Here is a 13,771-nt window from a genome sequence, read left to right as displayed (position 1 = left end):
GGAGAGGGCGCGATGCTGTGTGCGTGCCTACTTCGTCGGGATACCGGCCTTCGCGAGCTCGGCCTCGGTGGCCAGGTTCTTCGCGTCGGCGATGTCTATGCTCTCGAGCGCGATGCCCTTGGTCTCACGAGCCACCACGACGGCGATCAGCGTGATGAGCGCGGAGCCGGCGAGGTACCAGGCGATCGGCACGGACGAGCCGTAGACGTCCAGCAGCTTCACCGCGATGATCGGCGCGAGCGACCCGGCGACGATCGACGTCACCTGATAGCCCAGGGACACACCGGAATACCGCATACGCGTGGGGAACATCTCGGACATGATCGCCGGCTGGGTGGCGTACATGAAGGCGTGGAACACCAGTCCGATGATGATCGCCAGCATGATGACGACGTTGTGGCCGCTGTTCATCATGGGGAAGGCGAAGAAGCCCCACGTGCCGGCGGTGACCGCACCGACGAGGTACACCGGACGGCGTCCGACGGTGTCCGCCAGGCGACCGACCAACGGGATCACCGCGAAGTGCACGGCGTGCGCGATGAGCATCCACCACAGGATGGTGCTGGTGTCGGTTCCCACCTCGACCTTGAGGTAGGTGATGGAGAAGGTGACCACCAGGTAGTACATGACGTTCTCGCCGAAGCGCAGGCCCATCGCGGTGAACACGCCACGCGGGTAACGCTTCACGACCTCGAAGACGCCGTACGACGCGGCCTTGATGACCTCGGCCTGCTTCTGCGCCTCGACGAAGATGGGTGCGTCGGTGACCTTGGTGCGGACGTAGTAGCCGACGAAGACGATGACGGCGGACAGCCAGAACGCGACACGCCAGCCCCAGCTGAGGAACGCGTCCTCCGAGAGCACGGTGGTGAGCACCAACAGGACGACCGTCGCGAGCAGGTTGCCGCCGGGGACACCGGCCTGCGGCCAACTGGCCCAGAAGCCGCGGCTCTTGTTGGGGCTGTGCTCGGCGACGAGAAGCACTGCGCCGCCCCACTCACCGCCCACCGCGAAGCCCTGGATGAAGCGCAGCGTCACCAGAAGTGCCGGCGCCCAGTACCCGATCTGGTTGAACGTCGGCAGGCAGCCCATGAGGAAGGTGGCGGCGCCGACCAGCACCAGCGAGAACTGCAGGAGCTTCTTACGTCCGTACTTGTCACCGAAGTGACCGAAGACGATGCCACCGAGCGGTCGTGCGACGAAGCCGACCGCGTACGTGACGAAGGCCGCCAGGATGGCGTCGAGTTCGCTGGTTCCCTCCGCGAACATGATCTTGCTGAACACGAGCGTCGCCGCCGTGCCGTAGAGGAAGAACTCGTACCACTCGACCACGGTGCCCGCCATGGATGCGGCGACCACCTTCCGCAGACCCGACGGTTCCTCGTCGCGATCCACCCTGTCGACAACCGACATGACATTCTCCTTGCTGAGTCTCCGGTGCCGGGACAGTGACCCACGGCACACGCCGAGTCGAGTATCGACGCAGATCACCGCGCCGCACAATGGCCGCGCGCGCACGACCGAACTGCAAAGATGCACACATGACCTCGTCCGGACGCTCCTCGGCGCACACGCCGCCCAGCGCGGACGATCTTCTCGTCCTCCTCGCCGTCGGGCGCAGCGGCCGCTTCACCGCCGCCGCAGACAGCCTCGGTGTCAATCACACGACGGTGTCGCGCCGCATCGCCTCACTGGAGAAATCACTCGGTGGTCGGGTACTCGTCCGCACCTCGGGCGGCTGGGAACTCACCGACCTGGGCCGACACGCACTCGCCGCGGCCGAGACGGTCGACAGCGTGGTGCGCGGCCTGGTGGACCCGGGCGGTGCGTCGCTGCGCGGTGTCGTCCGCATCTCCGCGACCGACGGATTCAGCGCTTACATCGCGGCGCCGGCCGCCGTCAGTGTGCAGGAACGGCACCCCGAGGTGTCCGTGGAACTGGTCGCCGCGACGCGACGCGCCTCGCAACAACGGTCGGGAATGGACATCGAGATCGTCGTCGGCACGCCTCAGGTGCACCGCGCCGAGGCCGTGCACCTCGGCGAGTACTGCCTCGGTCTGTACGCCACTCCGGAGTACCTCGAGGACCACGACACCATCACCACCCGACTCGACCTCGCCGGCCATCCCCTCGTCTACTTCGTCGAGTCGATGCTCCACGTCGACGACCTCGATCTCGCGCGCTCCGTCGCCGTCGGCGACGCTCCCCCGTCGTCGGACGTCCCGGTGATGCGGAGTTCGGTGAGCTCGACCAACGTCTTCGTGCACGTCGAGGCCACGCGGGCGGGCGCCGGTATCGGCCTGCTGCCGTGCTTCATGGCCGACCGGCACCGCGATCTCGTGCGCATCCTGCGCTCGGAGGTGTCGGTCACCCTGGCCTACTGGCTGGTCGTGCGCGGCGAGACGCTGCGCCGCCCCGAGGTCGGGGTGGTGGTCGACGCGCTGCGGACGGAGGTCGCGTCCCGACGGGACGAGCTCATGGGTCGCGGCGAGTGAACGGCCGCTTCGCACCGAGCCCCTCCGGCGACCTCCACATCGGGAACCTCCGCACGGCTGTGCTCGCGTGGCTCCTCGCCCGCGGAACCGGACGCGGATTCGTCCTGCGCGTCGAGGACCTCGATCGCGTGCGACCGGGCGCCGAGCACCGTCAGCTCGACGATCTCGCCGCCGTCGGCATCACCGTCGACGGGCCGGTGGTGCGGCAATCGGATCGCCGAGAGTCCTATGCCGCGGCCATCGCCTCCCTCGCCGCCGACGGCCGTGTCTACGAGTGTTTCTGCACCCGCCGCGAGATCCAGCAGGCCGCGTCCGCACCGCACGCTCCCGAGGGTGCGTACCCCGGAACCTGCCGGAATCTCACCGAGGCGCAACGCGCGTCCCGCCGCGCCGAGGGCCGACGCGCCGCGCTGCGGTTGCGTTCGGACACGCGGTCGTTCACCGTGACCGACGCCCTCGTCGGCGAGTTCACGGGCGTGGTCGACGACCTCGTCCTCCAGCGCACGGACGGCGTTCCCGCCTACAACCTCGCCGTCGTCGTCGACGACGGGTTCCAGAGCGTCGACCAGGTGATTCGCGCGGACGACCTGCTCGCGTCGGCGCCGCGTCAGGCCTACCTCGCCGGTCTGCTCGGCGTGCAGATCCCGGAGTACGTGCACGTCCCGCTCGCTCTCGGACCGACGGGCAAGCGCCTCGCCAAGCGGGACGGCGCCGTCACCCTGCGCGACCGACTCGCCGCCGGGCAGACCGTGTCCGACGTCCGCGCCGAGATCGCGTCGTCGATCGGGGTTCCGTCCGAGCGCACGCACGAATCGCTGTCCGACCTGGCCTCGCACTGGTCCCTGGACCTGCTCCCGAGGGAGCCGTGGTTCGTGCTCGGTCACTGATCGAGACCCCGTTGCAACGGAACATCGCACACCGGTCGGGGCGTAACGGACGTAAGGTGGCCGCGAGAAGACTCCGACACGTCAACCCGTACGAGAAGGACATCATGACCACAGGCGGTTTCGACCCGAGCAAGGATCCGCAGAACCCCGGCAGCTACCCGCCGCCGCAGCAGGGTTCCTACCCGCCCCCGTCGCAGGGGTCCTACCCGCCGCCCTCGCAGGGCAGTTACCCCCCGCCCTCGCAGGGCAACTACCCGCCGCCGCAGGGCAACGTCCCGCCACAGCAGGGTGGCTACCCCCAGCAGGGCGGCTACCCCCAGCAGGGTGGCTACCCGACGCCCCCGCAGTTCGACAACACCACCAACTACGGTGGCTCGAACTTCGGTGGAGTGCCCGGCGGCGGTCAGCCCGGTGGGCTCGGCATTCGACTGGGCGCGCGCATCATCGACGGGATCATCGTCGGCATCGTCGCGCTGATCCTCGCCGCGATCTTCGGTGCGACCGACAACATCCTCGTCACCGGACTCTTCTCCGGCGTCCTGACGTTCGCGTACTTCGTCGGCCTCGAGGTCAGCCAGGGCGCGACACTCGGCAAGAAGATCCTCGGACTCCAGGTGCACGGTCCCGCCGGCACGCCGCGGCCGACGCTGCAGCAGTCCGCGATCCGCAACGCGTTCACGCTGCTCAACATCATCCCGTTCCTCGGTAGTCTGCTCGCGTTCATCGCCGTGATCGTCATCGCCGTCACGGTCAACTCGAGCCCCACCAAGCAGGGCAAGCACGATCAGTTCGCCGGTGGCACCCAGGTGGTCAAGAAGTAGCCTCCGCACACACCGACATCGGGCGCGGATCCCTTCGGGGATTCGCGCCCGTCGTCGTCTCGGTGCTTGGATCGACCGGTGACTGCAACCAACTCCACCGCCACCGACGGCGACACTCCGTCTGGACAGGCCTCGTTCGCCCACATCAGCCGTGGCTTCTACCCCGCCATCGTCGCGCTCTTCGTCGCGACACTGCTGATCTCGAACGTGGCCGCCAGCAAGGGTGTCGCCTTCTTCGCCGCGTCCGACGTCTCGCTCGGGCCCTTCCAGATTCTCCCCATCAACACCGACGGCGCGTTCTTCCTCTTCCCCCTCGCGTACATCCTCGGCGATGTGCTCAGCGAGGTGTACGGGCTCAAGGCGACGCGCCGCGCCATCTACCTGGGCTTCGGCTCTCTCCTGCTCACATCGGTCTGCTTCTGGATCGCCATCGAACTCCCCGCCGCGTCGTTCTACGAGAACCAGGCCGCACTCGAGACCGTCGTCGGCGTCGTGCCGCGCCTGGTCCTCGCCGGTCTCGCCGGTTACACCGTCGGACAGCTGTTGAACTCCATCGTGCTGGTGAAGATCAAGGAACGCACCAAGGAGAAGCACCTGTGGGCCCGCCTCATCGGGTCGACAGTGGTCGGCGAGTTCTTCGACACCCTGATCTTCTGCAGCATCGCGGCCGGCGTCATCGGCATCACGACGGGCGCCGACTTCGTGAACTACGTCATCGTCGGCTTCCTGTGGAAGACCCTTGTCGAGGTGCTCGTGCTCCCGATCACCTACGCCGTCATCGCGTACATCAAGAAGCGCGAGCCGACCTACTCCCCGGACTGACCCCACCCCTGCCCCGCGAGTACGTCGATACTGTCGCTGTCGAGCACGACATCACGACACTATTGACGTACTCGCGGGGAGTTGCGGCTCAGGAATAGAAGCGCGCCAGCGTGTCCTTCTTGAACTCCTGGAACCGCCCGTCGCGGATGGAGGCGCGGATGTCGTCCACCAGCCGCACGGTGAACCGCTCGTTGTGAATGGTGGCGAGGGTCGAGGCCAGCATCTCCTTGGCCTTGAACAGGTGATGCATGTACGCCCGCGTGTAGTGCGCGCAGGTGTAGCAGTCGCACTCCTCGTCGATCGGCGTGAAGTCCCGACGGAACCGCGCGGTGTTGATGTTGAAGCGCCCGTCCGGTGTGTAGATCGCCGCGTTCCGGGCCACGCGTGACGGATTCACGCAGTCGAACGTGTCGGCACCGTTCTCGATGGCGACGAAGAAGTCGTCCGGCTCGCTGATCCCGAGCATGTGGCGCGGTTTGTGTTCGGGCAGTTCCTCGTTCACCCAGCGGACGATGGTGCCGAGGTTCTGCTTCTCCAGAGCGCCGCCGATGCCGTAGCCGTCGAATCCGCGCCCGGTCTCGCCGACGATGGTCTCGAGATCGTGTGCCGCCTTCCGACGAAGGTCCTCGTACTGCGCACCCTGCACCACACCGAACAGCGCCTGGTACGGCTTGTCGGCGCGCTCGGCCGTGAGGCGCTCGTGCTCGGCGATGCACCGCACCGCCCACGCCTGCGTACGGTCCAGCGACTGTTCCTGGTACGCACGGGTGTTCATCAACGTGGTCAGCTCGTCGAACGCGAACATGATGTCCGCGCCGAGCTGGTGCTGGATCTGCATCGACACCTCGGGAGTGAAGCGGTGCCGCGATCCGTCGAGGTGGGACTTGAACGTCACGCCGTCGTCGTCGACGTGCGCGAGGCGCTCCTTGCCCTCGGCGATGACGTCGTCAGACTCCACCCGAGTGGCGTCCATCGAGATGACCTTCTTGAACCCGACGCCGAGCGACATCACCTGGAACCCGCCGCTGTCGGTGAACGTCGGGCCGTCCCAGTTCATGAACGTGCCGAGTCCCCCGGCCTCGTCCACGATGTCGGGCCCCGGCTGCAGGTACAGGTGGTAGGCGTTCGCCAGGACCGCCTGTGCGCCCAGCTCTTTCATCGACTCCGGCAGCACCGCCTTCACGGTGGCCTTGGTGCCGACGGCGATGAACGCGGGGGTCTCGATGTCGCCGTGCGGCGTCCGCAGGGTGCCGGTTCGACCGAGATGGTCCTCGATACGGGTCTCGACTGTGAAGAGGTCGGTCATGCCCCCATCGAACCAGACGCCAACTGCTGCTCCTGCAGGCCGGACGCACTGAGACGGTGGTAGGCGCCGCGCGCCGCGATGAGCTCGTCGTGCGTGCCCTTCTCCACGATGGACCCGTTCTCCATCACCAGGATCAGATCGGCGTCGCGGATCGTGGAGAGGCGGTGCGCGATCACGAAACTCGTGCGATCGCTGCGCAGGGCCGCGGTGGCCTTCTGCACCAGCAGCTCGGTACGGGTGTCGACGGAGCTGGTGGCCTCGTCGAGGATCAGCACGGCCGGGTCGGCGAGGAACGCGCGCGCGATGGTGATCAACTGCTTCTCGCCCGCACTGACGTTGCTGCCCTCCTCGTCGATGACGGTGTCGTACCCGTCGGGCAGCGAGTGCACGAAACGGTCGACGTAACTCACCCGCGCCGCCTCCATGATCGACTCCTCGGTGGCGCCACTGTTGCCGTACGCGATGTTGTCGCGGATGCTGCCGCCGAACAGCCAGGTGTCCTGCAGCACCATGCCGGTGCGCGATCGCAGCGTCGCCCGCGTCATGTCACGCGTGTCCACACCGTCGAGCGTGATCGAGCCGGAATCGATGTCGTAGAACCGCATCACGAGGTTCACGAGCGTCGTCTTGCCGGCACCGGTGGGGCCGACGATCGCGACCATCTGGCCGGGCTCCGCCACGAAGGACAGCCCGTCGATGAGCGGACGCTCCGGTTCGTAGCGGAACGACACGTCCCGGAACTCGACGCGTCCACTGCGCGTGGTGGGGGTGACGGGTGCCGACGGATCGGCGCCCTCCTCCTCGGCGTCGAGGATCTCGAAGATGCGCTCCGCGGAGGCGACACCCGACTGGAGCAGGTTGACCATCGAGCCGATCTGTGTGAGCGGCTGCGTGAACTGGCGGGAGTACTGGATGAAGGCCTGCACCTCGCCCAGGCTCAGCGTGCCGGACGCGACGCGCAGTCCGCCCACCACGGCGATGGCGACGTAGTTGAGGTTGCCCAGGAACATGATGGCGGGCATGACGATTCCGGAGATGAACTGTGCCCGGAAGCTCGCCTGGTACAGCTCCTCGTTGCTCTCGTGGAACACCCGCGCCGTCTCGTGCTGGCGGCCGTAGGCCTTGACCAGCTCGTGGCCGGTGTAGGCCTCCTCGACCTGTGCGTTGAGCGCGCCGGTCTGCTTCCACTGCGCGATGAAGTGCGGCTGCGAGCGCTTGGCGATCATCGCCGTCACCACGATCGACAGCGGCACCGTCAGGATCGCGACCAGTGCGAGCAGCGGCGAGATCCACAGCATCATGCCCAGGATGCCGAAGACCGTGAGCACCGAGACCACGAGCTGGCTGAGTGTCTGCTGCAGGCTCTGCGAGACGTTGTCGATGTCGTTGGTGACTCGCGAGAGCACGTCGCCGCGCTTGTGGGAGTCGAAGTAGCGCAACGGCAACCGGTGGATCTTGTTCTCGACGTCGGTACGCAGACGCTTGATGACGCGTTGCAGCGCGATGTTCAGGATGTAGCCCTGCACCCAGGACAGCAGTGCGGACCCGATGTAGAGGATCAGGACGAGGACCAGGACCTTGCCGACGGCGTCGAAGTCGACTCCCCGACCGGGGACGACGTCCATGCTCGACACCATGTCGGCGCGTGTGCCCTCACCCGAGGCGCGGAGACCGTCGACGACCTGCTTCTTGGACAACGAGGGGTCGAGCGAACGGCCGACGATGCCGTCGAAGATGAGGTTGGTGGCTCGGCCCAGGATGTTCGGGGCGAGAACGGTGAGAACGACGCTGGCGACGGCGAACACGAGGACCACCGTGAGCAGCATGCGCTGCGGAAGTAGCCGGCGCAGTAGCCGCCTGACGGACGGTCCGAAGCTCATCGCCTTCGTGCCGGGAGCACCGGGACCGGGAGGACCGCCGGGCCGCGTCATGCGACACCCGCTGCGGTGCGCTGCGAGTCGACGATCTCGGCATAGGTGGGACACGTCTCGAGCAGCTCGTCGTGCGTACCGAGGCCGACCATCCTGCCGTCGTCGAGCACCACGATGCTGTCCGCGTCGCGGATGGTGGACACCCGCTGCGCGACGACGATGACGCAGGCGTCACGTGTGATGGGGCGCAGGGCCGCTCGGAGATTCGCGTCCGTCGTCAGGTCGAGAGCGGAGAACGCGTCGTCGAAGACGTAGATGCTCGGCCGCCGGATGATGGCGCGGGCGATGGCCAGTCGCTGACGCTGCCCACCGGAGACGGTGGTGCCGCCCTGGGCGACGGGGGTCTCGAGACCCTCGGGCATCTCGCGGACGAAGTCGGCGGCCTGCGCCACCTCGAGTGCGTCCCACATCTCGGCCTCCGTGGCGTCCTCCTTGCCGTAGCGAAGATTGGAGGCGATGGTGCCGGAGAACAGGAAGGGCCGCTGGGGGATCAGTCCGATCTCCGCTCGCAGCGCCTCCGGATCGAGTTCTCGCACATCGGTTCCGCCCACGCGCACCACTCCGTCGGTCGTGTCGATGAGACGCGGGATCAGGTTGATCAGCGTCGTCTTGCCCGAGCCGGTGCTGCCGATCACGGCCGTGGTGGTTCCGGCCGTCGCCCGGAACGACACGTCGCAGAGCACCGGGTGATCGGCCGCGGGATACGCGAAGGCGGCCTTGTCGAATTCCACCGTCGACGGCGCCGAGGCGAAGACGACGGGCTTCGCGGAGGGCACGACGGACGAATTCGTGTCGAGCACCTCGGTGATGCGCTCGGCACACACGCTGGCGCGCGGGATCATCATCGCGATGAACGACGCCATGATCACCGACATCAGGATCTGCATGATGTAGCTCAGCAGGGCCGTCAGCGATCCGATCTCCATGCGTCCCTCGTCGACGGCGTGACCGCCGAACCAGATCACCGCGACGCTGGTGACGTTGCTGATGAGCATGACCACCGGGAACATGAGCGCCACCAGACGACCGACCTGCAGTGCGGTGGCGGTGAGGGCGGTGTTCGCGTCGTCGAAACGCTCCACCTCGTACGGCTCGCGCACGAAGGCGCGCACCACGCGGATGCCCGTGATCTGCTCGCGCAGAACGCGGTTGACCGTGTCGATGCGCTTCTGCATGACCTTGAATGCCGGAACCATGCGGACCACGACGAAGCCCATGCTCAGCGCCAGCGCAGGAACGGCGATACCGAGGAGCCACGACAGTCCGAAGTCCTCGCGCAGAGCCATGACGATGCCGCCGACGCACATGATGGGCGCCATCACCAGGATGGTGCAGCCCATCAGAACCACCATCTGCACCTGCTGAACATCGTTCGTGTTGCGGGTGATGAGCGACGGAGCGCCGAACGTCCCGACCTCGCGCGCCGAGAAAGTGCCGACGCGGTCGAGGAGCGCCCCGCGGATGTCGCGGCCGGCCGCCATGGCGGCGCGTGCTCCGAAGTAGACGCCGCCGATCGAGCACGCGATCTGCACGGCGGAGACGGCCAGCATGATCGAGCCGGTCGACAGGATGTAGCCGGTGTCGCCGGTCGTCACGCCGTTGTCGATGATGTCGGCGTTGAGGCTGGGCAGGTACAGCGAGGCCACGGTGGCCACGAACTGCAGCACCACCACGCCTGTCAGCGCGCCGCGGTACGGCGCCAGATACCGGCGGAGAAGTGAGATCAACACGTCGTGCATCCTTCCTTCTCGACAGGACCCGTCGGACGACAGGCGTGGTGGGTGCAGTTCATCGACTCAGCTCCGGTTCGCCGGCTGCTGGGTCGCCGGTGCGGTCTCGTCCGTCCTGCGGACGAGTTTCTCACCTTCGATGTCCACGTTCGGCAGAATCTTGTCCAGCCACTTCGGCAGGTACCAGGCCTTGTCGCCGAGCAGCGCCATGACCGCGGGGATCAGGATCATGCGGACGATGAAGGCGTCGAAGAACACGGCGGCCGCGAGAGCGAAACCGATGGACTTGATGAACGAGTCCGGTTCCAGCATGAACGCCGCGAACACCGAGATCATGATGACCGCCGCGGCAGCGACGACGCGGGCGCCGTACTTGAAGCCCGTGACGATGGCATCGCTCGCGGTCGCCCCGTGGACGTACGCCTCCCTCATCCGGGACACCAGGAAGACCTGGTAGTCCATCGCGAGTCCGAAGACCACACCGATCAGGAAGATCGGCATGAAGCTCACGATGGGCTGCGGGTTGGAGATCAGTCCCAGTCCACCTTCCTGGAAGATGAAGACGGTGGCACCGAAGGTGGCGAGCACGCTGAGCAGGAAGCCGAGCGTCGCCGTCAGCGGCACCAGGATCGATCGGAACACCACCATGAGCAGCAGGAATGCCAATCCGACGACGACTGCGAGGTACGGGATCAGGGCCTTCTGGAGCCGATCCGACACATCGATCTCGAGCGCCGTCTGGCCGGTGACGCCGTAGGTGACGCCGTACTCGGATTCCAGACCACCCCGGGCGTCGCGCAGCGCGGTCACCAGGTTCTGCGTGTCCTCGCTGATCGGTGAGCTCTTGGGAGTCACCGACACCAGGGCGGTGTCGCCCGCCGGGTTGAGCCCGGCCTGCTGTGCGTTGGTCACGTCGGGTTCCGCCGCCGCCCTGTCGACGACGGCCTGGAAGGCCGCCGTCCGATCGGCCTCGGGGACGTTGCTCGCGTCCACGACCATCAGCAGCTGACCGTTGCGTCCCGGGCCGAAGCCCTGGTCGACCAGGTCGTACGCCTCACGAGCGGGGGTACCCGGTTCGGCGGTGGCCACCGACGGAAGCGCCAGACGCAGCGACGTCATGGGACCGGCGATGACACCGAGGATCACGACACCGACGATGAGCACCAGTGCGGGACGCTTGATCACCATGCGCACCCATCGCAAGCCGTTGGTCGGCTTGTCGTCGTGCTCGGGGTCCGGCACGGTGCGGATCTTGCCGGCGAACGCCTTCGCGCCGAAGAGTCCGAGGACGGCGGGCAGCATGGTCAGCGCGACGAGGACGGCGACGAAGACACCGAAGCCGGCGGCCAGACCCATCTGGGACAGGAACGGGATGCCGACGACGCGCAGTGCCACGAGCGCGATGAGCACCGTGGTGCCGGCGAAGACGACGGCGCTGCCAGCGGTTCCCACGGCGCGTGCCGCGGCTTCCTCACGGTCGTCCGTCTCGCTCAGCTCGTTACGGAACCGGGCGACGATGAACAGCGAGTAGTCGATGGCGACGGCCAGGCCGATCATGATGGCGAGAATCGGCGTGAACTGGGTGAGCTCGGCGAAGCCCGACGCGGTGGTGATGGTCAGACTGGTGACGCCGATGCCGACGATGGCCGTGATGAGCGGCAGTCCGGCGGCGACGAGCGATCCGAACATGACGACGAGGACGACGGCGGCGACGGCCAGGCCGATCAGCTCGGCGGTGCCGCCGGGCGGCTCGGCGGCCTGCATGGCGCTGCCACCGATCTCGACGGTGAGCCCTGCGTCACGGGCGGGCTGGGCGGCGTCGGTCAGCTCGGTGCGGATCTCGGCCGTGACATCGGTGACGGTGCCGGTGATGGGCACGTCGAGGATGCCGATGGTCTTGTCCGGTGAGAGCGGCGACACGGCCGCGGCGTTCGCGGCCGCGACGTCCGGCGCGAGACCGGCCTCCGCGTACTGATCGACGATCGCCTGGTTGCCGGCGATCGGATCGAGGAGCGGCATGGCACCCTCGGGCACCGGTCCGGCCGCGGGATCGGCCTTGGCCGTGTCCTTCACGGCGGCGATGCCGCGAATGTTCGCGATGACGCCGTCGATGGCCGCCGTGTTCTCGGGCGAGTCGAGCGTGGTGCCCGCGGGTGCCTGGAACACGTACTGCGCGGACGCCGACGTGAGCGGATCCTCGCCGCCTCCGAAGCGCTCCTTCTGCAGATCCAGCGCAGCCTGGGCGGGGGTTCCCGGGATGGAGAACGACGTGCTCGTCGGGCCGGACAACGTGGCCGCGCCGATACCGGCCAACACCAGGATGGCGAGCCAGATCGGCAGCACGATGCCTTTCCGACGGTACGAGAACCGCCCTATGCGATACAGGAAGGTGGCCATGAGAGTTCTCCTCGTTCGGGGGGGTGTCGTACTGCGGGTGACGGACGGACGCGCGATCAGTCGGGCGGGAGCGGGGTGGAACCGGTGAGCGGCGCTCGGAAGCCCCGTTCGAGTTGTTGCATGGCGAGGCGGACCACCTCGCCGGCGGATTCTGCTGTGGTGGAGCCCTTCTCGGATGCCTCGGCGAAGAATCCGAGTGCGGCGCTGACGGTGGCGCCCACCGCGGCCTGGACCAACGAGGGGTACAGGTCCCGATCGGGATCGAGCCCGGTGCGCCGGGCCACGGCCTTCTTGAACGCCGCGGAGAGCGAGCGGTCGAACTCGAGCTTCTTCGCCAGCAGAGCCGGCGACTCCTCGACGAACCGCGCGACCGCGACAGTCTCGGTCAACTCGCGCTCGGGATCGTCGACGATCTCGAAGACGATGGCGCGCACCGTGTCCCAGAAGTCCTCGTCCTGCGGACGGTGTTCGATCAGGTCCACCCACTCGAACGCTGCCTGCTCGAGGTAGTACAGCGCCGCTTCTTCCTTGCTGGAGAAGTAGTTGTGGAACGTGCGCGTCGACACCCCCGCGTCGCGGGCGATCGCCTCGGCGGTCACGGTGTCGAAACCCTGTTGCCGCCCGAGACGGATCGCGGCAGCACTGAGCGCTGCACGGGTCTCCGCCTTCTTGCGGTCGCGTAGTCCGGAACTCACGAATCCCACAGTACGGAACTTGCACGGCTCGGCAAGTTTGCAGTGGTGTGCACTTTTGTGACGCTCACCACGCTCGCGCGGTGTTTCGAACCGTCAGGGAGTGAGCCAGCGCTTCACACGGGCGGTGATGAACGGCAGCAGGACGTACACCATGAGGGGTGTGCTCACGAGGGTGACGAGCAGGGTCCGGAGTACAAGACCCAGCGAGAGGTACTCGGAGACAAGGGTGTTGAGCAGAAGAGACAGGGGGAAGAACGCCGACCAGATGACGATGGCCTGCTTCCACCGAGGCGGCGGAGCGCCCACGACGCGGACCGCGTCGGTGAGCGTCGACTGTGGCTCGAACCACCCTTCGACCCCGGTGAGGCGATGCGTCACATGGTCGTCCGCCACACCCACACCACGCGCGACCCAGGCACGCCGGAAGGGCGACGAGAGCCACTCCTGCAGATGAGCGTCCGAATCGAATCGGTAGAGCACGTAGTACTCGTACGGATCGGTCGAGGAGCGCAGCCACCCGCCGCCCAGGAACCCGTCGAACGTGCGCAGCACACTGATTCCGGCATCGGTCCAGGCCACGAAGTCCTGCTCACGGCCGGGCGTGATGCGCCGCGCCACCGAGGTCGTGACCGCGGTACTCGTGGACGTGGACCGGTCGTCCCGGGGTTCAGTCATGTCAGGCGATCG

11 protein-coding genes are annotated in these 13,771 nt (G+C 67.2%); 4 read left to right on the top strand and 7 right to left on the bottom strand.

Features of this window, described 5'->3' with window-relative positions; all coding sequences use genetic code 11:
- Nucleotides 1-27: 27 nt before the first annotated feature.
- Entirely contained in the window at nt 28-1,413 is a 1,386-nt protein-coding gene (locus HQ314_RS15900; RefSeq protein ID WP_222638985.1) for an MFS transporter, read from the bottom strand.
- A gap of 128 nt (nt 1,414-1,541) precedes the next feature.
- On the opposite strand from HQ314_RS15900, the gene HQ314_RS15895 reads away from it, so the two are divergent.
- From HQ314_RS15895 to HQ314_RS15880, 4 genes are all read left to right on the top strand, one after another.
- Complete coding sequence (locus tag HQ314_RS15895; protein WP_261781760.1) at nt 1,542-2,495, top strand: LysR family transcriptional regulator; 954 nt, start codon at nt 1,542-1,544, stop codon at nt 2,493-2,495.
- Complete coding sequence (gluQRS, locus tag HQ314_RS15890; RefSeq protein ID WP_222650580.1) at nt 2,492-3,382, top strand: tRNA glutamyl-Q(34) synthetase GluQRS; 891 nt, start codon at nt 2,492-2,494, stop codon at nt 3,380-3,382. Before HQ314_RS15895 ends, gluQRS begins: the two co-directional genes overlap by 4 nt.
- 56 nt (nt 3,383-3,438) lie before the next feature.
- Entirely contained in the window at nt 3,439-4,203 is a 765-nt protein-coding gene (locus HQ314_RS21785) for an RDD family protein (protein ID WP_308119440.1), read from the top strand.
- 78 nt (nt 4,204-4,281) lie between these two features.
- The gene (locus HQ314_RS15880; RefSeq protein ID WP_027506618.1) at nt 4,282-5,025 is read left to right on the top strand and encodes a queuosine precursor transporter; all 744 of its coding nucleotides are present in this window, start codon (nt 4,282-4,284) and stop codon (nt 5,023-5,025) included.
- Nucleotides 5,026-5,113: 88 nt separating this feature from the next.
- Here HQ314_RS15880 and tgt read toward each other — a convergent pair whose 3' ends face one another.
- From tgt to HQ314_RS15850, 6 genes are all read right to left on the bottom strand, one after another.
- On the bottom strand, nt 5,114-6,331 hold the full coding sequence (tgt, locus tag HQ314_RS15875) for a tRNA guanosine(34) transglycosylase Tgt (protein WP_027506617.1): 1,218 nt from the start codon (nt 6,329-6,331) through the stop codon (nt 5,114-5,116).
- Nucleotides 6,328-8,262, bottom strand: a complete 1,935-nt coding sequence (locus HQ314_RS15870; protein ID WP_222650579.1) for an ABC transporter ATP-binding protein — start codon at nt 8,260-8,262, stop codon at nt 6,328-6,330. Before HQ314_RS15870 ends, tgt begins: the two co-directional genes overlap by 4 nt.
- Nucleotides 8,259-9,992, bottom strand: a complete 1,734-nt coding sequence (locus HQ314_RS15865) for an ABC transporter ATP-binding protein (protein WP_222650578.1) — start codon at nt 9,990-9,992, stop codon at nt 8,259-8,261. Before HQ314_RS15865 ends, HQ314_RS15870 begins: the two co-directional genes overlap by 4 nt.
- Before the next feature lie 66 nt (nt 9,993-10,058).
- A complete protein-coding gene (locus HQ314_RS15860) occupies nt 10,059-12,389 on the bottom strand; it encodes an MMPL family transporter (RefSeq protein ID WP_222633292.1) in 2,331 nt (776 codons plus the stop codon).
- A 56-nt stretch (nt 12,390-12,445) separates the two neighbouring features.
- On the bottom strand, nt 12,446-13,084 hold the full coding sequence (locus HQ314_RS21470) for a TetR/AcrR family transcriptional regulator (RefSeq protein ID WP_051613574.1): 639 nt from the start codon (nt 13,082-13,084) through the stop codon (nt 12,446-12,448).
- 93 nt (nt 13,085-13,177) lie between these two features.
- Nucleotides 13,178-13,759 carry an antibiotic biosynthesis monooxygenase gene (locus HQ314_RS15850; RefSeq protein WP_027506614.1) on the bottom strand — a complete coding sequence of 194 codons (582 nt, stop codon included), beginning with the start codon at nt 13,757-13,759 and terminating at the stop codon, nt 13,178-13,180.
- Between the last annotated feature and the right edge of the window lie 12 nt (nt 13,760-13,771).

It is taken from the genome of Rhodococcus sp. BP-332, assembly GCF_019836065.1.
Taxonomy (GTDB): Bacteria; Actinomycetota; Actinomycetes; order Mycobacteriales; family Mycobacteriaceae; genus Rhodococcoides.
This window is presented reverse-complemented; position numbering and strand designations above follow the sequence as displayed.